The sequence below is a fragment of the Leptospira haakeii genome (assembly GCF_002812045.1).
GTDB classification, from domain to species: Bacteria; Spirochaetota; Leptospiria; order Leptospirales; family Leptospiraceae; genus Leptospira_B; species Leptospira_B haakeii.
The window spans coordinates 61,967-85,448 of the sequence record NZ_NPEG01000007.1 but is presented as its reverse complement, the minus strand read 5'-3'; the positions used below and the strand labels follow the sequence as shown (position 1 = coordinate 85,448).

The window sequence follows — 23,482 nt, the reverse complement described above, 5'->3', positions numbered from 1 at the left end:
GATGGCCAATTTTAAAAAAGTTCTCTCTTCAATTAAAGAATATTTTGAGCCTACTCCTAAGTTCGATGGAGAGAATGCAAAGTTTAGAGAAGCGATTTATCTTTATTCTAAGAATCGTTCCGAAAAAAATTTGGAAAAACTTTCCGCTGAACTTACTAAAGCTTACTTTCTGATACCTCATGCAGGTGAAGAAGCAGTTACTAAGAAGAAGGCGAAACCTAAAAAGAAAGCTGCCGCTAAAAAAAAGAAAAAAACTCCCCCTAAAAAAGGACCGGAACCTATCGTATTATTATATGTAAGTGATGAGCATGGTAGAGTGTTCCTCCCTGCATTCTCTCATCCTTCCGAATCATTCCGTTATTTTAAAAAAGATACTGCACTCGTTCCTATCACTGCAAAGGAATTATGGGCATTAGGTCTACAGAATAAGGGAGTTTCCGGAGTGGCTATAGATCCTGGTTCTACGTTATGGTTGCTTTCCAGGGATCATTTGGAATTATTGCAAAAGGAAAAATAATCCTTCCCTTTTGATCGAACGCATCCATGTATTCTTCTTTTCGAATATATTTTCTCAACCTTCTTCTTTTATCCATATTATTCGCAAATTGTATTTTAGTTTCGAGATCGGAACTTTCTTCTCCTTCTACCTTAAATGAGGGAAAAGTATTGAAACATTATAAAAAGGTTTCTATTAAAGTGATCTATATTCCAGAAAAGGATGATCACGCTTATAATTTGGAAGAAGATGAGCAGAAAAATAGAGAAGAAACTTGGACACAATATCTGGTTTCAGCATATGAAGACTCCGGATTGTTTAGAGAGGTCAGCGTATCTCCTGATGGAGATCTTAAAGTCCAAATTAAGATTGTGGAATCTCAGGCAGAGGATAGGGGAATGGATTACGCATTCTCCAAGGGTTGGGGTTTTCGCCCATACAGGGAAGAAGGCTCTTTTGCGATGAGCACTGATTTTTATAATTCTAAGGGCGAACTTTTAGGTTCAGTCGATTTAACTGAAAAATACGATTACTATTATCAAGTTTTCTTTATATTCCTAATGCCTTTTTATTCTTCAGGCGGGGAATACGAAAGGTTAGGACGTTTTATGGGACTAAAGACCTTAGATAGGGCATTGTCTAAGGAAATTTTTATCCCCAAAAAGTAATCTCCAAAAATTTTCTGAAATAATTCACCCAGATCCCGAACAAGATCAAATTGCTCGTAGCGAAAATGATCAATCTGTGAATAACGTTATTATAAGTAAGATGGATCGAGCTATGTATAGTTCTAAGTCCCACATAGATCCAAGCCAACTGAAAATTTAAAGAGTCATTAGAGCCCGTTAAGTATTGTATCAAACAAATAAGGTAGAACAATAAGGGGATTTCCAGCAGATTCATATAGTTCCGATTCGCAATGGATACCCATTGAGGAACATTTTTAGATTCTCCGAACTTAAAATCGTCTGCGATTACTTTTCCGATAATGCCCGCGTATAAGCGGCGAATTGGGATTTGCAATAATACGAAAAAAGTCAATAGAGCTAACGCTCCGATCGGAAGAAGCCAATATTCTTTTTGCATTTCTAAACCTTTAGATCGAGAAGAATTTTATATGAAATACTTTTGCTTTTAATCATCAAGCAAAAGACACAGAATTTCAAGATCTTCCATTTCTATTTTCATTGACTCCAGGGACTTTTTGAATAATGTAAGGACCCTTTATTCTCGTCTTATCCTTATACTTAAAATGCAAGATTCCCTGGAAAAGTTAGTCTACCACTGGATACAAAATGATTGGGAAGTGTTCCAGTTCATTCAAACCGAAGGTTTGGATGGTGTTTGGGTTTTGGATCTTTCGGATCGAAATCGATTTTGGATGAATCCCAAGTTCAAATCTGTTCTTGGATTTTCCGACCCGAGCCCTGATATCAATTGGAAGGATATATTTTTCAAAAAAGATCATGAGCTATTGGATTCTCAGATAGATAAGATCCAAGAGTCAAAAATTCTTCCGATCCGTTATAAAACATTCTCCGGCGAAGAGTTAGAGACAGATACTAAACTTAAAATCCTAAAAAATGGATCCGGTGATCAAATTTGTATCGGCGGAATTAAAATTTTAAAAGGGTCGGAGATCTATTCTTTGAAAAAGGAATTGGATTTTCTTTTTCTAATAAATACTCTTCCGGATCTGGTTGGTTATTGGGATTCCAATTTGATCAATCGATTGGCGAATGATGCCTATCAAGAATGGTTCGGAATAGAGACCAAAAAAATAGTCGGCCAACATATAAGAACTGTTTTAGGAGATCAATTATTCGAATTAAATTATCCTTATATACAAGGGGCTTTAAAAGGAGAGGCGCAATTATTCGAAAGAAGGGTCCCTTCTCCCGATGGGAAACATTCCAGATACACATTAACGAAATATATACCTGATTTTAGGGATGGAAAGGTAGTAGGGTTTTCAGTAATCGTTAACGATATTTCTGAGATACGAAATGCCGAGCTAGCCAATCTTCGTTTGGCAAAAATTGTGGAATCTTCTGACGATGCCATCATCGGCAAAGACTTGGATGGGATTATTACTTCTTGGAATCATGGAGCGGAGAAAATTTTCGGCTACACTCCCATGGAAATGATCGGATCTAAATTTGATCTATTAGTTCCGGATGAATCCAAACCTTTAGAATCCAGGATCGATCTTAAGATCAAATCTGAAAAAGAGAACCTTCATTTTGAATCTGTCCGAAAGGCAAAGGACGGACATTGGATTGAAATGTCCATCACACTCTCTCCGATGTTCGATTCGTCCGGGAAGATGACGGGTTCGGCGGAAATAGCAAGAGATATTGGCGAAAGAAAAAGGATGGAAAGTTCCTTTAGGAGTGCTTTCGAATATTCTGCCATCGGAATGGCCATCTTAGATCCGAAAGGACGATGGATGCAAGTGAATGGAAATCTAATTAAGTTATTCGGATACGATTGGGAAGAATTATCCAAGTTAACTTTTAAAGATATCACTTATGAAGAAGATTTAGGAAAAGATCTTCAGCTATTAGCAGAGACCTTGGATGGGAAAAGGTCCGGTTATCATTTAGAAAAACGTTATATTAAGAAAAATGGAGAGATTGTATGGGCACTTCTTTCCGTAGCTTTAGTCCGAGATGCGAATGGAAAACCGAATCATTTTATCTCCCAGATATTGGATATTGACGAGATCAAGAAAGCGGAAGAAGAACTGAGACACGCGAAAGAATTACTGGAACAAACGAGCAAACTTGTCCGTATCGGGGCATGGGATATGGATCTTAAGCGTAACGTAGGATCTTGGTCCGCAGTGACAAAAGAAATGCATGAGGTTCCTCCTGACTACGTTCCGGATATCAAAGGAGGTTTGCAATTCGTAAAGGAAGGTGAAAGTAGAGAGAAGGTAACTGAGGCGGTAAATTTACTTTTAACAAAAGGTATTCCTTACGATCTGGAAATGGAAATAGTAACTGCAAAGGGTAATGAACTTTGGGTAAGAACTGTAGGGAGCGCGGAGTTCGAGAATGGTGAATGTGTCCGCATTTTCGGCGCATTATACGATATAGATAAAAGAAAAAAGGCCGAGCTGGAATTATTCAAAGAAAAATCCAGACTTTCTGCGTTCGTTGAACATGCTCCTGCTGCAGTCGCTATGTTCGATACAGAGATCAAATACGTTGCAATCAGTGAAAGATGGCTAGCAGAGTATCATTTGTCTGGAAAGAATATCATAGGACTTTCTCATTACGAGGTATTTCCGAATGTTTCCCAAGAATGGAAGGATATTCACCAAAGATGTTTATCCGGAGAAGTTTTAAAAAATGACGAAGATGTTTGGAGGCCGGAAGGCTGGGATCATGACCAATATCTTCGCTGGGAAGTCAGGCCTTGGTATCAGTTGGATGGTTCTATAGGCGGGATCATGATGTTCACTCAGGACATTACTGAGAGTTGCTTACAAAGAGAAGAATTAAAAAAAGCGAAACTGACTGCTGAACAGGCGAATAGAGCTAAATCGGACTTCTTAGCGAATATGAGTCATGAGATCAGAACTCCTTTGAATGGGATCATAGGATTCTCCGATCTATTATTACGGACTTCAATGGATTCTACGCAACACCAATATATGATGACCGTGTTTCAGTCTGCCGAATCATTGCTGGATATTATAAATGATATATTAGATTTTTCTAAGATTGAAGCTGGAAAACTTGAATTATCTTATGAAAAAACGAATCTTCTGGAACTTTGTAGCCAGATCGTAAATACGATCAAGTTCCAAGCTCAAAAAAAAGGATTAGAAGTAATAGTGAATGTCGCATGGGATGTGCCTCGTTATGTAAAAGCGGATAACGTAAGGCTTCGGCAGATCATAGTAAATCTATTCAGTAATTCCGTAAAGTTTACGGAAGAAGGTGAGATAGAATTTAAAATAGAACTTCTCAGAAAAATTTCAGAAACAGAAGGAGAGTTCAGATTTTCAGTAAGAGATTCCGGGATCGGGATTGCACCGGGTGCAAAAGACAAAATATTCGAAGCCTTTACACAAGGAGATGTGTCTACTACTCGTAGATTTGGAGGAACGGGGCTAGGCCTCGCTATCTCAAATAAACTTTTATCTATGATGGGAAGTGGCCTCCAAGTAAAAAGTGAATTGGGAAAAGGAAGCACATTCTATTTCGATCTAAAGCTGAATATTTCCGAAACTGTGGGAGAGGATTGGATCAGATTACGTTCTATTAAAAAGGTCTTGGTAGCCGATAAGGATCAAGAAAACATAAAGTTGATCGGAGAAATGTTATCCATGCAGAATATTCCGGCTGATTTTTCCAAAAACGGAGAAGAGATGTTGCGAATCTTATCCAATGGAAATAGATATGATATCATTTTGATGGATTCTGAAATGCCGGAAGGAGACGGTTTAGAACTTGTCCGAAAAGTAAGAGAAGATCTGAAAATAAGAAGTGAGGATCAACCGATTGTGCTGATCGTAAATCCGGAAGAAGGAGAATTGCTCACTGAAAAATCCAGAAAGTTGGGAGTCCAAGAAGTAATTTCTAAACCTCTTCATATGCAGAAGTTATTCGATATTCTCGCTAGAAATCAGATCTTTAAAGAACCTTTTGAATTCCCTTTGAATACTAGGGACCAAGAAGGGGCTCCTACAATTCATAAAACTGCAACTGTTCTGATAGCGGAAGATAATTCCGTGAATATGATGCTCGCAAAAAGTATCGTTAAAAAGATCCTTCCTAAGGCAAAATGTATAGAGGCATTAACTGGAAGGGAAGCAGTAGACAAGTTTAGAGAGATCAATCCTGATCTTATCTTTATGGATATACAGATGCCTGAGATGAATGGATATGAGGCTACTAAGGCGATTCGTATTTTGGAGAAAGAAGGTCATAGAGTTCCTATCATTGCGGTAACTGCAGGTATCGTTTCCGGTGAAAGGGAAAGATGTTTAGAAGCAGGCATGGATGATTATATCAGTAAGCCTGCGGTAAAAGCGGATTTTGCTCGGATCATATTCCGCTGGATGAGTTGATCGAGTCTTAAGTTATTTTGATCATCTTCCAATAAGTCCAAGATCTTAGTATCCATTCCATGGGACCTAAAGAAAAAATCCTTTTCCACACGATCGAGAACATTCCCCAGAAGATCCAAATCGGAACAGTCAGAACTAAGACAATATAACTACCGATTTGATCGAAATATCCCAGTCCCCAGCCGCAAAAGATCCAAGTGCAAACTAAGGATTCTCCTAAATAGCAGGTTAAAGAAAGTTTTCCCATTGTCTCGAACCAAATCCTATCGGCAAAACTTCTTTCTGAATGATAATAATTTCCGAGTAAATACACATAACAGAATGTGAGTGCAGGCGCGCTGAAAGTATCGGAAATGGCATAAATAATTTTTAAGAACGCACCCGGATTCTCGGGCAGAATATGACGAGAATGTAATGTATATAACAGGTTTCCTAAAATTCCAAGGATTAAGGCCCAAGGAAAAAGTCTCTTAAATCCAGGCTTTGTTCTTTCCCAATCCGTAAAGATTGAACTTTTGGCTGCGTAAAAGCCCAAACAAAACATGGAGAAAACGGTAGGCCATTGGTAAAATACTAAAAATGGAATGGAAAGAATGGTATCTTTTGTCCTCTGCACATTACTTTCCCAAAAACCTCCTAAATATGCTTTTCTACTTTCTTCCAAGAGGCGGGGAAGGTTTGCCTCTAACTGGGTTTTGAATTCTACTTCTGCAAAACTCATACCTATCCTGCAGAACACTGCAATCACAAGGAAGAATAATGAAAGTTTTAATAACCAAGAAGAAGTTTTGTTCCTTAAAAACCAGAGTAATGCTCCTAATATCGCGTACGAAAGAAGAATATCTCCGATGAATAAGAAAACACCATGCAGAAGTCCTAATATTCCTAAACCGAATATCCTTCTGAAATACCTGGATCCGGAATTTGTTTCGGGATTATTCTCTAATTGGATAAAAAATCCATAACCGAATAGGAAGGAGAATAATACATAAAACTTAGATTCGAAAAAAAATGCCACGACCCAAGAGCCTATCGAATCCAGAAGAGTTAAATTTTCTCCTAAGGAAGCGACTAAATACATCGGCTTTGAAAAATAGGGCAGGTTAACTGCGAGTATTCCTAATAGCGCAAATCCTCTTAAGAAGTCTATAAATCCTATCCTATTTTTCATGTTCATCCCTAATGTTTGGGTTTCCAATTCCAGGTGAATGCAAGAAATATTATGGCCAAAATTGCGGATGCAAATATTATAAATATAGAATGTTCCCAGCGAAACCAAGGATACGAACTCATCCATCCCAATCCTTTGGAAAGCGCAGTCCTTCCTAAATAACCGAATAGACCTATAAATCCAGCTGCGGTCCCGACCGCTTTTTTAGAAGTGAAATCCAATCCTGCTACTCCGAGTAACATTACAGGTGGATAGATAAAAAATCCGACCACACCGAATAGTGTAAGGTCCGCCCATAAATATCCGGAAGGAACAAGTAATATTCCGAATAATGCGAATAGGATAGGGACCATACAAACCAAGCTGACTAATCCTCTTTTCCCTCCCACCTTGTCCGAATACCAACCAACGAGCAACGTTGAGCCTATTCCCGCGAATTCATAGATTAAAGTGCTGATCCCTCCTTTTTCTAAACTTGCTCCTTTCGCAAATTTTAAATAAGAAGGCCCCCAATCCGTCAGGCTATACCGGACAATATATACAAAAAAATTCGCAATTGCAAAGACCCAGATGTACTTATTTAGAAGCACCAGATCTATAAAAATTTCCTTAAAGCTGAGTTCTCTTTCTGATTCGGAAACTTTTGCGGAATCAGTTTCTGTTCCTGAATATTCTTCAATAGAAGGAAGTCCAACAGATTGAGGGGTGTCTAATAATCTAAAATGCAAATAGATTGCGGTTAAAAATGAAAGAGCGGCGGGAATATAAAATGCATTCCTCCAGCCGAACCAAGAAGCACTGTAAGCTGCGATCACTCCTACGAGTCCGCCTCCTACATTATGCGCAATATTCCAGACTGCAAATTTTTCTCCTCTTTCTTTAACGGAAAACCAATGCCCTAAGGATCTTCCGCAAGGAGGCCATCCCATTCCTTGGAATAAACCGTTTAATCCCCATAAGATCAAATGCGTTTGGTAATCAGAAGAAGCTCCGAAACATATATTACAAATTCCTGTTAGAACAAGGCCCAAGGGCATAAAGATCTTAGGATTACTTCTATCCGATAATACTCCCATTAGGAATTTTCCGATTCCATAAGAGATTGCAGTGATCGCTAAAATGTTCCCGATCTGTTCTTGTGAATAGGAGAGTGCCTGACCTATTTCCTTTGAAACCACCGGAAAATTGTTTCGGACAGTATAAAATACGGAATATCCTAAGAATGTGGCTTCTAAAATTCTCCAACGAAACTTTGGATAAAGCGTTCGGATTTCCGATTCGGAGCGTAATGGTTTAGAGGGGCTGGGTAAAATCCAAGAAAATAGGCCGTTTCTCATCGATCGGGAAGAATGATCGTATATGTATTAAGCACAAGTAGAATTTGATTAAAAATGTCTAAAACCCGATTCTTTAGGAGAATACATTTTTCCTTCGTAAGAATATCTTACCTGAGGAGATTCACCTTTCTCCAAAGCGAAAACATTACCGATTTTTCGGATAGGGACCCCTTCCCAAGAAGAAGGCAATTCGTCCGGAGATAAAAATAGAAGTTCCAATTCTTCTCCAGATATTAAAACACCTTCGATCCCGATTGCTTCCTTTACTCCTTCTTCAAAAGGAAGTTTATCTAGATCCAGTTCTATCCCGACTCCAGAAGATTTTGCTAATTTGAATACATCCTGTTTGAGTCCGTCCGTTAGATCCATTCCTGCATGTATTCTGCTTTTTGAATATAAGGAACGACTTAAGTTTAGCCTGGATTTAGGCCTTAAATGCCGATCCAAGGCGGCCTTTTTGACTTCCGGAGAAAGCGAGATATGGGCGCCTTCTAATATTTTATAACCTAAAAGAGAAGCTCCTATATGGCCGCTCAGATATACATTATCTCCTGGTTTTCCACCCTTTCTGTCTACAGGAGAAGTAGATTTTCCTAATAGAGTTAAAGTTAAGTTTAACTCTTGGGTTCTATAAGTGTCACCACCACATAATTCTATCTTATAAGAGTTCAATGCATTTTTAAATGAATCGATAAACGGTTCTAAAAATTCTTTTCGATTGCAGGAAGGAGAAAGCCCAAAATTGAAAAATGCTTTTTGGGGTATTCCGTTAGCTGCTGCTATGTCCGATACGTTCACTTCGACCAATTTGTTTGCCAAATCTTCAGGACGACTCCAGTCCAAACGGAAATGAGTTCCTTCTACAATCGTATCTGTTGTGATTAAGTTTCCTTCTTTGTCCGAATAACAGTCGTTTTCCTGTTCTTTACCGGGAGGATATAAGGAGGAGATAAGTTCTTCTTCGTTCAAGTGTTTTCCAATATCTAAAAATCTTGACTTTGTTTTATTTCAACCCTAGTATAAGGCCATGAAATCACGTATAAATTCTTTTTATCAATCCGTACTGATTTTTTCAGTATTCTCCCTTGCGGGAAGTTTGCAATTCAATTCGTTATCTGCAGAGGCTTCTTGCAAATATTCCGTGAGCCAAGAGACAACCGGTCTGGAATGGAAAGCTTTTAAATTCACTGAAAAAACCGGAGTTGGTGGCAAGTTTACAAAAGTGAGTATTTCAGGAGCTAAATCCTCGGCTAATGTTCCGGACGCGTTAAAAGGTTTAAAATTTTCTATCGATCCTTTGGATCTGGACAGTGGCAATGCAGAAAGAGATCCTAAGATCAAGGGAGCATTTTTCGGAAATCTGAAAAAGAGCGGAAAGATAGAAGGATCAGTATCTTCTGCAAAACTAGATACAGATGGAAAATCCGGAACCGGAATAGTGAAACTTGTTTGGAATGGAGTGAGTAAGGATGTTCCATTACAATTTACTTTAACTGGAGAAGTTTTAGAAGCAAAAGGCCTCGTGGACGTAAACAATTGGAATGCCGGCAAGGCTTTAACTGCATTGAATACAGTTTGTAGCGATCTTCATAAAAGTAAGGACGGTAAATCCGTTCTTTGGCCGGATGTAGAGATTACTATTAAATCTACTTTAAAGAAAGATTGTAAATAAAACTTGAAAGCGGGGTGAACGATTCACTCCGCATATTATAAATTTCAGATATTCTATCTTATCCGCCACCGCCGCTTACCGGTCTATAGCAAATACAGAATACTTTATAAGCTTGGTCGCAGTTTGCAGCCATAACATTATTCCAGCCCACTGCAGATAGAAGAGGACTCCCTATATATCCTGTAAAGGCGTTTGTATTATCGCTTCCATCATTACAAGTAACGCCAGAAGCGTAATTCCCGTTTGCATCTCCATAGGTCCAGAAATCAGTACTGCCCAAACCTGCAGCTTCTAAGGTCACATGCAAATCCACGGTGAAAAAAGAAGCCAGATCATCGGCGAGTATTGTGCCTGTGGGTCCTCCTCTCATTGGTAAGTTAGTCGGAATATCGGCATACAACGAGGTCAAGTTATTGGCAGACACTCCAGGAGTAGATACTAATGGAGCAACGCTTTGGCATCCTGCATCTAGGATAGCAGCAAAAGGGCGTTCTTGTTTACAAATGGTCGATAAGCTCGGGTCCAGGGTACCCACACCTAAAATTGCTAAATTTCCACCGTAGGAAGGAATCGAAGAATATACATAGATCCCTTCCGGAGCAGAGAAGAGGCTCAATAGGCTCGCGACAGGATTGCAGCTTCTATCCTGGTCGGAGCAGATTTTGTCGGAAATACAGCCGTTGGATAAAACACAAAAAAATAAAATGGCAAGAATACGAAGCTTCATCTAACCAATGGTAAAACTTCGTTAATCCTTAGGCAAGAAATTATAACTTCGCTTATCGGCGAAAATGTTATCCTTTATTAATAACAAACACAAATGATAGGATGAGATTCAGCACATGCAGGGGCTCCCGTTAAAGGCCAATTTGTAGTATTGTCTATAGGAGATCCGATTGCGCCTGTAGCTCCCGTGTTTGTACCTACAATACAATTATCCGCAGAATTATAGCCTCCTCCTCCATTCGCAAATGTCCAAAACGTTTGGGAAGTAACACCTGCTTGTTCAAAAGTTAAGAATAATCCGGCAAACAGATTTGACCAAGTGTTAGCAATTAATTCTCCTCTTGCTCCTCTTATGGGGAAATTTACATTGTCTGGAACACCATAGAGCCCGGGAAAATTATACATAACATTCGTAGAAGTAGAAACTAAAGGAAGAACATTCATACAACTCGGATTGATAATCGATGCAAATACACGATTTACAGTACAGATATTATGAAGGCTATCATCTAGAGTGGAACCGTAGGCCGCTAAATTTCCTTGATAGGTTGTTTGAGTTGAATATAAGTATATCCCTTGAGGAGCGGAGATCATCGAATATATCTGTTCTTGAATACTACAATTTTTATCCTGATCGGAACAAACTTTCGAGCTCATACATGCGTTTGAGGAAAGAATAAAAAAGAAGAAGGACAGCCGAATAAAAGATTTCACCGCACGATTAAAAACCAAAGTAGTTGTTTTTGCAAGAAATTTCCTTCTTCATATAATACAAAGCTCCTTGAATTTCTCATTAAACTTGACTAAAATATCTGAAAGTATTTTATTCTGCCAAGATGTGCCCAAATCTTAAAGTCCGTTTTACAATTTTTTTCCTATTGGCAATGGTCCTAACTCCAGGTCTGTTATTTGCCGATCAGACCATTCTTCTCCGCAAAGGTGGCAAGGTAATCGGTAATGTAGTAGGTCAAAACGAGAAAACGATCGTCGTGCAAACCGAATCGGGCAAACAAAACATCAACAAAAGAGATATATTAAAAATTATTTATAAAGATATCACAAGGGAAGAAGAGAACCGTATCCGTAAGGAAGAAGAGAAGAAGGTCCAAGAAAACCCTCAAGTAGTTGAGGAACCTGTCCAGATCATACCACCTCCCACTTCTGCCGGACCTAGCAGGAGCAGATGGAGCGCAGTATGGCGTTCTGCTATTTTACCTGGCTGGGGACAATGGTATACTGATAATAAACTGGAAGCAAAGATTACAGGTGGGGCATTCTTAGTTAGCTTAGGATACGCAGGGTATTCCAGGTCCGAGGCAGAATCGGCAAAAAGTAAATATGACGATGCAGTCTCCAAAAGTAGCACCACTGGCGCTTATATATACGGAGGAGGAGTTGCAAACTTCTACCTTCTCACAGTAGTCCCTGGAGCAAGAGCAGATTATGATAGTTCCGTCCATGCATATAATACTTCTGTTTATGTATTGGGTGGAGTGTATCTAGCCCAATTGGTGCGCACTTATTTCCTGGGAAAATCCTGGGAGCAGGCGGCATCCGCCAATCCGGTAGCCTGGACAGTCGTGCCTAGGCCTGATTGGTCCGCTGGCAGAATGGGTTGGGGCGCAGAAGCAAGTTTTACTCTAGGTTTCTAGGAATTTTGTCCGTATTTCCTTGACCCCTTAGGCCGGTACGCGAAATTGGCCAATACAGGACATACCCATGCCAATCGTATCTAAACCGCATAGAACTCCTTCCTTAAAAAAGGAACAAGCTAATAAAGCTTGGTACGTAGTCGACGCAGAAGGCAAAACCTTAGGTCGTCTCGCTTCGGAGATCGCTACTAGACTCCGCGGTAAACATAAGCCTACTTTTACTCCCAACGTTGATTGTGGAGATAATATTATTGTTATCAATGCTGCTAAGGTAGCTGTGACTGGAAATAAAGAGACTCAAAAAGAATATTTCCATCACTCTCGTTATCCGGGTGGTATGACAGCTACTACTCTCCAAAGCATGAGAGTGAAACAACCTGAAAAAATCCTGTATGAAGCAGTAAAGGGTATGCTTCCTAAAAGTAAACTCGGTGCTGAAATGTTAACTCATTTCAGAATTTTCCCAGGAACCGAGCATAATCTCGGCGCTCAAAAGCCGATCAAACTGGAACTCTAGGAGATATTAGAATATGGCAAGCGCCAAGGAAATCTGGGCAGTAGGTCGTCGTAAAAACGCAATCGCCCGCGTAAAATTAAAAGAAGGTTCCGGTAAAATTGTAATCAATGATAAAGATTACAAAGATTATCTGCAAAACAGCCGCTCTAATATCAAAGAAGCTATCACTGCTTTAACTCTGATGAATGTTGCTGAGAAGTTCGATCTTAAAGTAAACGTTTCCGGAGGAGGGATCATCGGGCAAGTTGGAGCAATCCGTCATGCACTTGCAAGAGTGATTTGTCGTTATAATCCCGAGTTCAGAGCTACTGTTAAAAAAGAAGGCCTTCTGACTCGTGACCCACGTATGGTGGAGCGTAAAAAATACGGTCTACACAAAGCACGTAGAGGAACTCAGTTCTCTAAACGTTAATCTACGCTTTTTAGATCTATTTTTGGGAATGCCTGAAGTTCTTGCCAGCAAGACCTCGGGCATTTTCTGTTTTAAGGGGTATCATGAATTTTAAAAAAGTTTCCGAAGTCCGCAAAATCTTTTTAGATTATTTTAAGCAGAAGGGCCACACAGTAGTTCCTTCTTCCTCTCTACTACCTGCGGGAGATCCTACACTTCTATTCACTACTGCGGGGATGGTGCAGTTCAAACCTTTATTCACTGGTGCAGTAGAGCTTCCTTATACTAGAGCAACTTCTGCTCAAAAATGTTTAAGAACCACCGATCTGGAGAATGTTGGTAAAACAGAAAGGCACTGTACATTCTTCGAAATGCTCGGAAACTTCAGCTTCGGAGATTATTTTAAAGAAGAAGCTATCGAATATGCATTAGATTGTTCCGTAAATCATCTTGGATTTCCTAAAGAAAAGATCTGGATCACAGTATTCGAAAATGATGATGAAGCTGAGAAGATCTGGATCTCCAAAGGTATTCCAAAGGAAAGGATTACTCGTTTAGGCAAAAAAGATAATTTCTGGGGACCTGCTGGAGACAGTGGCGCTTGTGGACCTTGTTCCGAATTATACTTGGACAGGGGACCTGAAAAAGCTTTTCCGGACTGTGGAGTTAAATACGAGTGCAAGCCAGGTTGCGATTGCGATCGTTTTTTAGAATTTTGGAATATAGTATTCAACCAATTCAACCAAGACACTGAAGGAAATCTTCATCCTCTTAAACAGACCGGGATCGATACTGGCTCCGGATTAGAAAGAGTGGCCCTGCTACTACAAGGAGTGGATTCAGTTTATGATACTGACGAGCTTCGTGGGATCATTACTGAAGTAGAAAAAATTTCAGGCAAAACCTATAACGAATCCACTAAGGTCCCTTTCAGGGTAATTACGGATCATATTCGTTCCGTTCTGTTTACTGTGTCTGATGGGATCTATCCTGACAGAACAGGAAGAGGATACGTTATTCGACGTTTGATCCGTAGAGCAGTATTATTCGCCAGAAAACTGGATCTAAGAGAACCTTTCCTGTACAAACTAGCAAAATCGGTATGTAATATTTATAAAGAAAGATATCCCGATCTAGAAAAACATATTTCTTCCGTAGAAAGAACACTTCTCGCAGAAGAGGAATTATTCCTCAAAACCTTAGAAATCGGTTTAGAGAAGATAGAAGTTCTTGTTTCCAAAACAAAATCAGAAGGTTCCAGCATATTCTCCGGAAAAGATAGCTTTTTACTTTATGGAACTTATGGTTTCCCCGCTGAGATGACAGAAGAGATCGTAGCAGAACATGGACTTTCTTTCGACAAAAAAGGTTTCGAAGAGGAACTGGAGAAAGATAGGCAATCATCTCGCGAGACTTGGAAAGCAAACAAGGTTTCCTTATTCACAGGGATCAAGACAGACAAGACCCAATTTTTGGGTTATGATGTTTTAGAAGCAGAATCAGATCTTAAATTTATATTCTCCGATAATAAACAAACAGCTTCTCTCAAAGAAGGCGAGTCGGGAGTGTTGGTGTTTTCTTCCAGTCCATTCTACCCAGAAGGTGGAGGACAGGTTGGAGATATAGGATTTATCCGAAAAGGACAATCGGTCTTTAAGGTTTTAGATACCCAAAAAGAAAATGATATCATTCTTCATATCGGAACAGTTCTCTCCGGAAGTTTTTCCATGGGAGACAAAGCAACCCTAGAAGTGGAGAAGGAAAGGAGAGAAAGGCTGAAATTCCATCACTCAGGAACTCACTTATTGAATGGTGCTCTCAGAAAACTTCTCGGAAATCATGTTCTTCAAAAAGGATCCATTGTTTCTCCTGAATATTTGCGTTTCGACTTCTCCCATCCAAGTCCTTTAAGTGTAGAAGAAATTCGTAATATAGAATCCTGGGTAAACGAAAGTATCGTCCGCCATATCCCGGTAGATACCAAAGTTTTACCGATCGAAGAAGCTAAGAAGACTGGAGCTGTTGCTGCATTCGACGAAAAATACGGGGATAGCGTAAGGGTTCTTCAAATGGGAGATCGCTCCTTGGAATTCTGTGGCGGAACTCACGTAGGGAATACTGGAGATATCGGATACTTCTTCATTAAAAAAGAATCCAGCCCGGGTGCGGGAAATAGAAGGATAGAAGCGGTGGCAGGTCCACTGGTTGTGGAAACCTTCCAAAACAGATTTGCAGAATTAACGGAAGCGGTCCAAAATCTAAATCTTAAGATCAAAGACGAATTGGGCGTGGAAGGAAGTTCACTTTCTATCAAAACTATCATTCCTGGACCCGATGAGATCAGATCTTTGTTCGAATCTAAAGGTGCGGACGCGGTAGTTTCTCTCAGAGATCTTTCCGAAAAACTATCCGTTGAATTGGAAGATACCCAATCCAAGTTCTTGAAAGAGAAAAAGAACAGAGAGTCCAGAGATTTCGAGAATAATCCGGAAGTGATTGCGAAAGTATTCGAAAATTCTAAAGTAATTGGATCCGCTAAAATTGTTTCTGCAATCTTCGAGTCCAAGGATGCAAAGGCATTAAAAGGACTTTCCGATAATATCAAAGTTAGAGAAAAAGAAATAGTAGCAATTCTTGCCAGCAAAAACGCAGAAGATGCGAGTATAGTAATCACTTGTTCTTCTTCTTTGGTTGGAAAGATCCATTGTGGAGAACTCGTAAAAACTGCCTGTGAAATTTTAGGCGGAAAGGGCGGTGGAAAACCTGATATGGCCCAAGGCGGAGGAAAAGAAGTTTCCAAAGTAGAAGAAGCAGTCAGTTCCGCATTAGAAAAGGCAAGTTCCAGTTTGAACGGGGGAAAATAAAATGAGCGATCCATCATTCGATGTTGTTTCTGAAATAGATAGACCTGAATTACAAAACGCAGTTACCCAAGCAATCGCAGAGATCAAGAACAGATTCGATTTTAAGGGTTCTAAGTCGGAGATCAAACTGGAAGAAGAAAACCTAACTCTTATTTCAGATAACGAAGCAAAGTTAGAAAGTGTGATCGATGTTCTTATTAACAAGATGGCTAAAAGAGGGCTCGGTCTTAAGTCATTCGATTTTAAATCCAAATTGGAACCTGCTACAGGTAATACTGTTCGGATGAAAGTAAAAATTCGTAATGGTCTTGAAAAAGAACAGACCAAAGAGATTACTAAGATCGTAAAAGATTCTAAATTGAAAGTGATCCCGACTATTATGGGAAATTGTGTTAGGATACAAGGAAAGAAGAAGGACGATCTTCAGGAAATCATGAGACTCTTGAAATCTGCAGATCTTCCTTTTGACGTTCAATTCCAAAATTTTAAGGGTTAATCAAAACCTTTCGAAATCCCAAGGGTCTAATTTACGTATGAAACGTTTTACATTTCTCGCAATTATTTCACTTTTTCTGATCTCTGGACTCTCTGCAGAGGAAGAAAACCCGATCAAGTTCAAGATAGAAAAATCCTCTCCTTCAGTTTATCTTTTAAAAGTTACATATCCTGAAAATTTCGGGGTCCAAAAAGAAGCTCCGCACCGTATTTTGCTTAATGCCGGATCGGGATTAAAGGTAGTTTCTGCGGATCTAAAACTGAAAGGAAAAGTTTCTACCCGTAAAAAAGAATATTTCGAATCGGTAGAGCCTATGCAGGTTAAATTAGAAGGAAAAGGTGAGTTGGAAATCCACGCTAAAATTTTCTACTGCGACTATAACAGGAATATCTGTATCCCAGGAAAGATATTACAAAAAGAAATTATACAATAATCGAATAGAGTTATTAGAAAGAAAAAGCGGCAAAAGAGCCGCTTTTTTTATGTGAACTTGTTTTAGTCACGCGTGTTGGAGTTCCTACACGCAAAGTCTCATCACTTCTTAATTTCTATCTTAAGATCCGGTTGGGATACATGAAATAAATAATATGTCTTTCCGTTGATCGGCTTAGAAACTTTTACAAACTTTCCTTTAGTATCCACTAATTCTTTCAGGAATTTACGGTCGGTAGGGCGGAATGAATCTCCCTTCTCCGCTATAAAAAGATTTAAGGCTCTTTTTTTGGCTAGATCCAATGCCTCACCTTCGTTTCCATCCAAGGATGATACAACAACTTGGTAAGTTGAAGAGTTGATAAAACCTTCGGTCGCTTTTACGAATTGGTCGTCTTCAGTCGGAGCGGATTCTTGTATTACATTCTTGGGAGTTTCTTTTTTAGGTTCTTCCGTTTGGGGTGTTTTACATACGGAAATGAGAGAAATGATCAGTAATGCGAAAATCGTTTTTGTATACATGCGATGGATTCCTTTGTTATGGAATTATTTTTGATTCTAAGGTTCGCTTAAGTAAATCCGCATTCACAACTCTAAAAACAAATGTGCAGCTTTTAGGGTCGCTATAATCTTCTCTGTATAAGAACAGTTTATCCAAAAGCCAAGCGAAAGAAGCTCGGTAGGTTAAATAATCAGCATTTACGATTTCCGTCTTCTTCTTTTCTTTTTTTTCTTCCGGAGAATCGTCCTCTACTGGGGATTGTACGTTTTGGGTAGCAATAGAAGCGGCACCCATAGGAGAATTTGATTTGGTCCGAACTGCTTGGGGTGGTCCAGGAAGTGGTTCATACTTGGGAACTGTAGAATTGACCCCGACTCCGATCCAAGTTTTTCTTTCTTCCGAGATCTGAGCTAATAGTAAGTTCACGGACATCTCATCTCTTTTGCGGATGGCTCTTGCCTTACAATCTTCTCTCAATGTTAAAATAGGTTTTTCTTGGTTCGGGACTGGAACTGTCACAACTACTTGGAAATAATCATGAGAGATAAAACCTGAGTCGCTCAGATTATCCCAAACCTTTCTTCTATATTCTGGATCTGCAGGCTCACAATACCCTAAAAAAAATGTCAGGAATAAGACCGACGAAACCCGCAACATAGTTCCTAGTTTAAAGCTCCCCTCTACAAAAACCAGCGGGATTTTTTCCCGGTATCTTCTGGACAACATAACTTTTAGGGGAAATCTTGTTGGTTATGTGGGAATATCTTTCCAAGTCCGTCATTTCTCGTTTCAACTTTTTGTTTTTCACTCTTTGTATTTTTATAAACTTCGAAGCATTCGCTAACGAAGATATCTTCTCAGAGATCCGAACCACTTTGGAATCCAGAGTGAAGAAGGTGACTTTGAAGAATGGGATCAGGCTTCTTATGATGAAAAGGGCCGATTCTCCTACTGTTGCAGTTTATACCAAATTTTTGGTCGGTGCTGCTGATGAAACTCCTGAGATCGCGGGTACTGCCCACCTTTTAGAGCATATGCTTTTTAAGGGCACTAAGAATATAGGAGTCACTGATGCTAAAAAAGAAAAAGTATATCTGGATCAGATTCGTGTTTGGGGAAAACGTTTAGATTCATATCGTATTCAGGAAAGAGAATTGGCAGCTAAAGGTGAGCCTGTTCCTGAAAAACTTATCAAAGATAAAAATATTTTAGAGATCAGATTCAAAAACTTGTTGGAGCTCCATCGTAAATTCGTAGTTTCCAATGAGGACTCTTATATTTACGAAAAAAATGGGGGAACAGGTTTTAATGCGTACACAACAAATGATGTTACGAATTATCAGATACTTCTTCCCGCAAATAGATTAGAGATCTGGGCAAAGTTAGAATCTGATAGATTAAAAGATCCTATATTAAGAGAATATTATACTGAAAGGGATGTTGTCCTGGAAGAGCGCAGGATGAGAGTGGAAAACCAAGGAATGGGGATCTTAAGAGAGAAATTTTTAGGGGCCGCTTTTCCTAAACATTCTTATGGAATGCCTGTGATCGGTTACGAATCTAATCTTCCTTTTTTGGATATAGACAAAACGGAAGAATTTTTCAAAAAGAATTATAGACCACATAAAATGGCGATAGGGATCGTAGGAGATCTGGATTTTGATAAGACCGAAAAACTGGTCAGAAAATATTTCGAAGATATTCCAGACGGACCTTCACCAAAACTTTCTCATGAGGCAGAAAGTTTCGATCATGAAACAAGGAGAGTGAGTGTAAAACATTCTTCCGGTCCGATGAAAGTGATGGGGTGGTTGACTCCGGCTTCTCCTCATCCTGATAAACCTGTTTTGGAATTGATTGATGCAGTATTATCCCAAGGTGAAACCGGACGATTGTATAAACGCCTCGTGCTTAGGGACAAACTCGCTCAAAGAGTTGCTTGTTGGACCGGAGAGCCTGGAGAAAGATACGCGAATTTATTTGCGATCTATGTGACCAACGTAAGGGGAGCCGATCCGGATAAGATAGAATCTTCTATCTTGGAAGAGATCGAAACTCTTAAAAAAGAAGCGGTTACCGAAGAGGAGCTGGCAAAGATTAAAAATCAGATCGTTGCCGATTATATCAGAGGTTTAAATAGCAATTCCAAACTTGCGGATGTTCTTACTTATTACGAATTAGTGGCCGGGGATTGGACAGAAATTTTCGATGATTATGCACGTTTGGATAGGGTCACTCCTGATGATATTATGAGAGTGGCCCAAAAATATTTTACGCCTCGAAACCTGACTGTAGGCGATCTGATCAATTCAGACGGAGAAAAAAAATGAATATTCTAAAAAGATTAACTATCTCCGCTTTTGTATTTTTATTCTCTTTTGTTAGCTTAACTGCTGCTCCCGGAGATTTCGTAAAAGACGTAAAGATCCCCGCCTTAGAATTCCATTTTCCTGAAATTAAGGAGATTGGTCAGGATTCCAATACGCGGATTTTGTATCTGGAAAATTCCGAATTTCCGATCAAAACTCTGGAGATCACGTTTTATTCAGGACCTTCTTTTCAGGCTAAAACCTCTTTTGAGCTAGTGGAAATTTTTCCAGAGGCTTGGAAGAAGGGAGGTACAACCTCTCATCCAGGAGAAAGTTTTGCGGAGATTTGGGAATCTTACGGTTCCAAATTGAGAGTGGATTCCGATCTGGATACAGTGACCCTCACATTCTCCTGGCTTTCCAGATATGACCAAGAGTCCAAGGCTCTCATTTCAGAATTTCTGAAACAACCTATCTTTGGAAAAGAAGCGTTCGAGATCGCAAGATTGCAGTTAGGTGAACAGATCAAAAGAAGAAATGATAATATCGTAGGTCTTGCTTTTAGAAAGGCGAACGAACTTGTATACCAAGGAAAAGTAAAAGGAAAGGCTCTTTCCTTGGCGACACTTGAACAATTAAAAGAAGAAGATCTAGAGGAATATTATAAGAACCAATTATTAAGTTCAAGGCGTTCCATACTTGTAAGCGGCAAATGGAACCAAGAAGAAATTCCTCAGTTTTTAGGAGATATTCTGCCGGGATTTTCCGGAACTCCTGTGATGGAATCCCAAGTCTCTAGTCCGGAAGAATTAAATAAAAACCTAAAACAGAAAGACATTAAAAATCTGATCATAGATAAGGCGAACACCCAGAATGTGGTTCTGTTTTTAGGAGTAGGGCCTGCTCATAACGATCCGGATTTTTATGCCGTCCAAGTTTTGAATTATCTTGTCGGAGGTGGCGGTTTTACTTCCTACTTTATGAGCAAGATCCGCTCGGATAAGGGGTTGGCTTATTCTTCTTCCAGTCATCCTGTTTTTGAAAAAGATCACTCTGTAATTTACTTTTTTACTCAGACAAAATCACAAAGCACCATGGAAGTTTATAATCTGATGGGAGAAATTCTGGGAGATTCTACCTTCTCTAATATAAGTGAAGAAGAATTGAAGAATGCAAAAGAAGCGATCCTGAACAAGTTTATCTTCTTATTCACCGATTCCGTCGAAATTCTGCGTAACGAAGTCCGTTTCAGAGAACATAAAATGCCTAAGGATTATCTTAAAAATTATAGGGATAAAATCCAGAATGTATCTCTTGCGGATTTGAGAAGAGTGGGTAAAATATATTTTAGAAGAGATAAACTGACTGCAGTGATCTCTGGGCCAAAATCTTCTGTCTCTTCTGAGCTACCTGGACAAAAAACGATTGGTCCGGAAGATCCTATTCCATAATGGATTGTAAGTTCGAACATAAAGGATATTTATTCGAAGGAATTTCAGAAGGAGGAATTCGTACCTCCATTGTAATGCCACGTTTGAGTTTGATGTTCGATATAGGACACCAAAATCCAAATCGTATCAATATAGATAGATTATTACTGACCCATGCACATTTGGATCATTCTGCAGGAATTCCTTATTATATTTCTCAAAGGTCCTTACGTAAATTAGGACCTCCTAAAATATATCTTCCTAAAACCTTAGAAGCGCCTATGAGAGAAATTTTATCCCTCTATTCTAAAATAGAGGATTTTCCTTATTCCTACGAAATGAAAGGATTGGAAGAAGGGGAAGAAATAGAAATAGATGCGTACCATTTTTTTAAAGTATGGAAAACGTTTCATAGAGTTGATTCCCAGGGTTATACAATCTACGAAAGGAAGAAAAAGTTAAAGACCGAATTTGTAGGATTAGACAGAAACGAACTTTTAAAAAAGAAAGAAGAAGGGATCGACGTCAACGAAATTCATTCCAAGCCTGTGGTCAGTTTTTCAGGAGATACTAAAATAGAATACGTGCTTACTCATAAGGATGTGGCAGAATCAGAGATCCTATTTTTAGAATGCACTTATATAGACCATGAAAGGAATGTAGAGAATGCAAGAGAGTGGGGGCATATCCATCTGGATGAGATCTTACATCATATCTCTTCTTTCAAAAATGAAAAAATAGTTCTGATCCATTTTTCAAAACGTTATCCACCGGCATATATTCGAAAAGTGTTATCTAAAAGAATCCCTCCCTCCGAAAAAGATAGGATCCACCTTTTCCTTCCAGAATAATATGCCTTCACAAAATCCAAAACAGAAATACGGGACTTCTATTTATAAAGATGGATTAGAGGATTGGATCCATTCAGAATTAGTAAAGCGCCCTTTTGATTGGCTGGAGGATCTGGAAAAGAGAGCCGCTCAAGATCAGTTCCCTGTTTTAACTCCTGCTTCAGGAGCAGTACTTGCATTTTTAGCTTCTTCTTGGGATCCGGATGTAATTTTGGAACTAGGAACCGGTTACGGGATTTCCTTATTCTGGCTTATCTCCTCAGTCCGAAAAGATACAAAGATCCAAACAGTAGATAGAGAAGCAGACTTCATCCAAGTCGCGAAAGAATTTTTTGCCAAGTTGGAACCTAATTCGAATAGAGTGGAATTTACAAATGCGGATTGTTCTGAGATCGCAAAAGGATTTTTAGAACCTTCTTCCTTAGGCAAAAAAGAGCTGATGTTCGTGGATTGTGATAAGATCCGTTATCCGGAAATTTTGGAAATGATCCTCGAAAAGGGTAAAACCAGAAATTTAAGAGTGATCTATGATAATGTTTTATGGCATGGAAGGATTGCTGATCCTGAAAACCAAGCTCCTTCTGATCAGGCTGTGCGCAAATTATGGTCCCTAATCAAAAGTTCCAAGATAGAATACACCTTATTCCCTGTTGGTGACGGAATATTATGTTTCGATTTTAAGCAATAAAAAGCTTGTTTGCTTCTTAAGCGTTGTGTTATATTACCGCGAAGGGTCGATCACATGACAAAAATTTCTTTCCCTCGGATCGTCGCGGTTCTTGCGGCATTCTTTATAATTTCGTACGGCGTATCTGCACAAAATAAACCTACAAGTAATGACGGTAAGGGTTCTGCCTTGGCCAATGCGGCTGAAGATCCTAAATACCAGGGAGATTATTTGGAGGAATTCCATTTTGCCAGAACCTTGGATTCCACTCAGATCAAGATCAAAAATGATTTAGGCGCTTTAGAAGTGGTTGTAAAAAATTTCGGATCTCAGGTCCAGAATTCCCAACAGGATTTCGATACCATCTGGAAAAAATACAACGAAGCATATCGATATTCTTTAATGCGCAAATATATTGTCGCCGGCCGTAAGATGAGAGAAACGGAAGACGAGACCAATAAACTATACGGAAAATTCTCCGATCTATATAACCAAAAAGTGGATCAGCTCTTGGGAGAATGCGCGGATGCGATCGTATCCATCGAACAAAAGTCCGGACCTGGTGCAGCTGCGAAAGGATACGCAGGAAGAGAAGTGTCTTATAACCAACACAAACTTCAGATCGCTTATTACCAATTTATCCAAGCAGAGAAGATGAGAAGGGACTCCAGATTTAAGGATAGCCTGATGCATCTAAGGATCGCGAAAGAATACGGAATTTCTATCCTCAGCAAATTAAAAACGGAAGAGGAAAGTAAAAATGTCCGGGAGAAATACAAGGTGGATCTGAGCGACAACCGCAATATGGTGTACGCAGAATCTAAACTTTAAAAGATTCCCCAGCCGAAAACATTCGGATTCCTTCCTTGACGTATCACATGGGGAT

The 23,482-nt window shown here is 39.4% G+C and carries 23 protein-coding genes; 15 read left to right on the top strand and 8 right to left on the bottom strand.

What is annotated here, in order from left to right; all coding sequences use genetic code 11:
- Position 1: 1 nt before the first annotated feature.
- Together CH377_RS12465 and CH377_RS12460 are read left to right on the top strand one after the other, a co-directional pair.
- A complete protein-coding gene (locus CH377_RS12465; RefSeq protein ID WP_100724123.1) occupies positions 2-517 on the top strand; it encodes an SseB family protein in 516 nt (171 codons plus the stop codon).
- A gap of 26 nt (positions 518-543) precedes the next feature.
- Positions 544-1,164: a hypothetical protein gene (locus CH377_RS12460; RefSeq protein WP_100724122.1), complete on the top strand. Its 621-nt coding sequence runs from the start codon at positions 544-546 to the stop codon at positions 1,162-1,164.
- Here the strand turns inward: CH377_RS12460 and CH377_RS12455 are convergent.
- Positions 1,148-1,582 carry an MAPEG family protein gene (locus tag CH377_RS12455; RefSeq protein WP_100724121.1) on the bottom strand — a complete coding sequence of 145 codons (435 nt, stop codon included), beginning with the start codon at positions 1,580-1,582 and terminating at the stop codon, positions 1,148-1,150. The genes CH377_RS12460 and CH377_RS12455 overlap by 17 nt on opposite strands.
- A 220-nt stretch (positions 1,583-1,802) precedes the next feature.
- Between CH377_RS12455 and CH377_RS12450 the strand changes: the two genes are divergently transcribed.
- Positions 1,803-5,579, top strand: a complete 3,777-nt coding sequence (locus tag CH377_RS12450; protein WP_243402045.1) for a PAS domain S-box protein — start codon at positions 1,803-1,805, stop codon at positions 5,577-5,579.
- A 7-nt stretch (positions 5,580-5,586) separates the two neighbouring features.
- Here CH377_RS12450 and CH377_RS12445 read toward each other — a convergent pair whose 3' ends face one another.
- Genes CH377_RS12445 through thiL form a run of 3 tightly spaced genes read right to left on the bottom strand, consistent with a single transcriptional unit; the run spans position 5,587 to position 9,056 of the window.
- Positions 5,587-6,750: a DUF418 domain-containing protein gene (locus tag CH377_RS12445; RefSeq protein WP_100724206.1), complete on the bottom strand. Its 1,164-nt coding sequence runs from the start codon at positions 6,748-6,750 to the stop codon at positions 5,587-5,589.
- Positions 6,751-6,758: 8 nt separating this feature from the next.
- Positions 6,759-8,087, bottom strand: a complete 1,329-nt coding sequence (locus tag CH377_RS12440) for an MFS transporter (RefSeq protein WP_100724120.1) — start codon at positions 8,085-8,087, stop codon at positions 6,759-6,761.
- A 48-nt stretch (positions 8,088-8,135) separates the two neighbouring features.
- Complete coding sequence (gene thiL, locus CH377_RS12435; RefSeq protein ID WP_100724119.1) at positions 8,136-9,056, bottom strand: thiamine-phosphate kinase; 921 nt, start codon at positions 9,054-9,056, stop codon at positions 8,136-8,138.
- A 58-nt stretch (positions 9,057-9,114) separates the two neighbouring features.
- Between thiL and CH377_RS12430 the strand changes: the two genes are divergently transcribed.
- The gene (locus CH377_RS12430) at positions 9,115-9,759 is read left to right on the top strand and encodes a YceI family protein (protein ID WP_100724118.1); all 645 of its coding nucleotides are present in this window, start codon (positions 9,115-9,117) and stop codon (positions 9,757-9,759) included.
- Positions 9,760-9,817: 58 nt separating this feature from the next.
- Here the strand turns inward: CH377_RS12430 and CH377_RS12425 are convergent, their stop codons facing one another.
- Both CH377_RS12425 and CH377_RS12420 read right to left on the bottom strand, forming a co-directional pair.
- On the bottom strand, positions 9,818-10,375 hold the full coding sequence (locus tag CH377_RS12425; protein ID WP_243402044.1) for a hypothetical protein: 558 nt from the start codon (positions 10,373-10,375) through the stop codon (positions 9,818-9,820).
- 188 nt (positions 10,376-10,563) lie between these two features.
- Complete coding sequence (locus CH377_RS12420) at positions 10,564-11,142, bottom strand: hypothetical protein (RefSeq protein ID WP_243402043.1); 579 nt, start codon at positions 11,140-11,142, stop codon at positions 10,564-10,566.
- Between the two features lie 179 nt (positions 11,143-11,321).
- On the opposite strand from CH377_RS12420, the gene CH377_RS12415 reads away from it, so the two are divergent.
- From CH377_RS12415 to mpl17, 6 genes are all read left to right on the top strand, one after another.
- Positions 11,322-12,137 (top strand): LA_0442/LA_0875 N-terminal domain-containing protein, encoded by an 816-nt coding sequence (locus CH377_RS12415; protein WP_100724115.1) that lies wholly within the window; start codon positions 11,322-11,324, stop codon positions 12,135-12,137.
- Positions 12,138-12,204: 67 nt separating this feature from the next.
- Positions 12,205-12,654: a 50S ribosomal protein L13 gene (rplM, locus tag CH377_RS12410; RefSeq protein ID WP_100724114.1), complete on the top strand. Its 450-nt coding sequence runs from the start codon at positions 12,205-12,207 to the stop codon at positions 12,652-12,654.
- Positions 12,655-12,667: 13 nt separating this feature from the next.
- Entirely contained in the window at positions 12,668-13,066 is a 399-nt protein-coding gene (gene rpsI / locus CH377_RS12405; RefSeq protein ID WP_100724113.1) for a 30S ribosomal protein S9, read from the top strand.
- An 83-nt stretch (positions 13,067-13,149) separates the two neighbouring features.
- Positions 13,150-15,909, top strand: coding sequence for an alanine--tRNA ligase (alaS, locus tag CH377_RS12400; RefSeq protein WP_100724205.1), 2,760 nt, complete (start codon positions 13,150-13,152; stop codon positions 15,907-15,909).
- A gap of 1 nt (position 15,910) precedes the next feature.
- On the top strand, positions 15,911-16,405 hold the full coding sequence (locus CH377_RS12395) for a YajQ family cyclic di-GMP-binding protein (RefSeq protein WP_100724112.1): 495 nt from the start codon (positions 15,911-15,913) through the stop codon (positions 16,403-16,405).
- A gap of 37 nt (positions 16,406-16,442) precedes the next feature.
- On the top strand, positions 16,443-16,838 hold the full coding sequence (mpl17, locus tag CH377_RS12390; protein WP_100724111.1) for a cell surface protein MPL17: 396 nt from the start codon (positions 16,443-16,445) through the stop codon (positions 16,836-16,838).
- 101 nt (positions 16,839-16,939) lie between these two features.
- Here the strand turns inward: mpl17 and CH377_RS12385 are convergent, their stop codons facing one another.
- Entirely contained in the window at positions 16,940-17,359 is a 420-nt protein-coding gene (locus tag CH377_RS12385) for a lipoprotein (protein ID WP_100724110.1), read from the bottom strand.
- A 16-nt stretch (positions 17,360-17,375) separates the two neighbouring features.
- Positions 17,376-17,996, bottom strand: a complete 621-nt coding sequence (locus CH377_RS12380) for a hypothetical protein (RefSeq protein ID WP_100724109.1) — start codon at positions 17,994-17,996, stop codon at positions 17,376-17,378.
- A 95-nt stretch (positions 17,997-18,091) separates the two neighbouring features.
- Here CH377_RS12380 and CH377_RS12375 point away from each other — a divergent pair, with 95 nt between their 5' ends.
- Genes CH377_RS12375 through CH377_RS12355 form a run of 5 tightly spaced genes read left to right on the top strand, consistent with a single transcriptional unit; the run spans position 18,092 to position 23,427 of the window.
- Positions 18,092-19,669 (top strand): M16 family metallopeptidase, encoded by a 1,578-nt coding sequence (locus CH377_RS12375; protein WP_100724108.1) that lies wholly within the window; start codon positions 18,092-18,094, stop codon positions 19,667-19,669.
- A complete protein-coding gene (locus CH377_RS12370; RefSeq protein WP_100724107.1) occupies positions 19,666-21,099 on the top strand; it encodes a M16 family metallopeptidase in 1,434 nt (477 codons plus the stop codon). Before CH377_RS12375 ends, CH377_RS12370 begins: the two co-directional genes overlap by 4 nt.
- Entirely contained in the window at positions 21,099-21,929 is an 831-nt protein-coding gene (locus CH377_RS12365; protein ID WP_100724106.1) for an MBL fold metallo-hydrolase, read from the top strand. Before CH377_RS12370 ends, CH377_RS12365 begins: the two co-directional genes overlap by 1 nt.
- 1 nt (position 21,930) lies before the next feature.
- Positions 21,931-22,617, top strand: a complete 687-nt coding sequence (locus tag CH377_RS12360) for an O-methyltransferase (RefSeq protein ID WP_100724105.1) — start codon at positions 21,931-21,933, stop codon at positions 22,615-22,617.
- A 54-nt stretch (positions 22,618-22,671) separates the two neighbouring features.
- Positions 22,672-23,427, top strand: coding sequence for a hypothetical protein (locus CH377_RS12355; protein ID WP_100724104.1), 756 nt, complete (start codon positions 22,672-22,674; stop codon positions 23,425-23,427).
- Positions 23,428-23,482 lie beyond the last annotated feature (55 nt).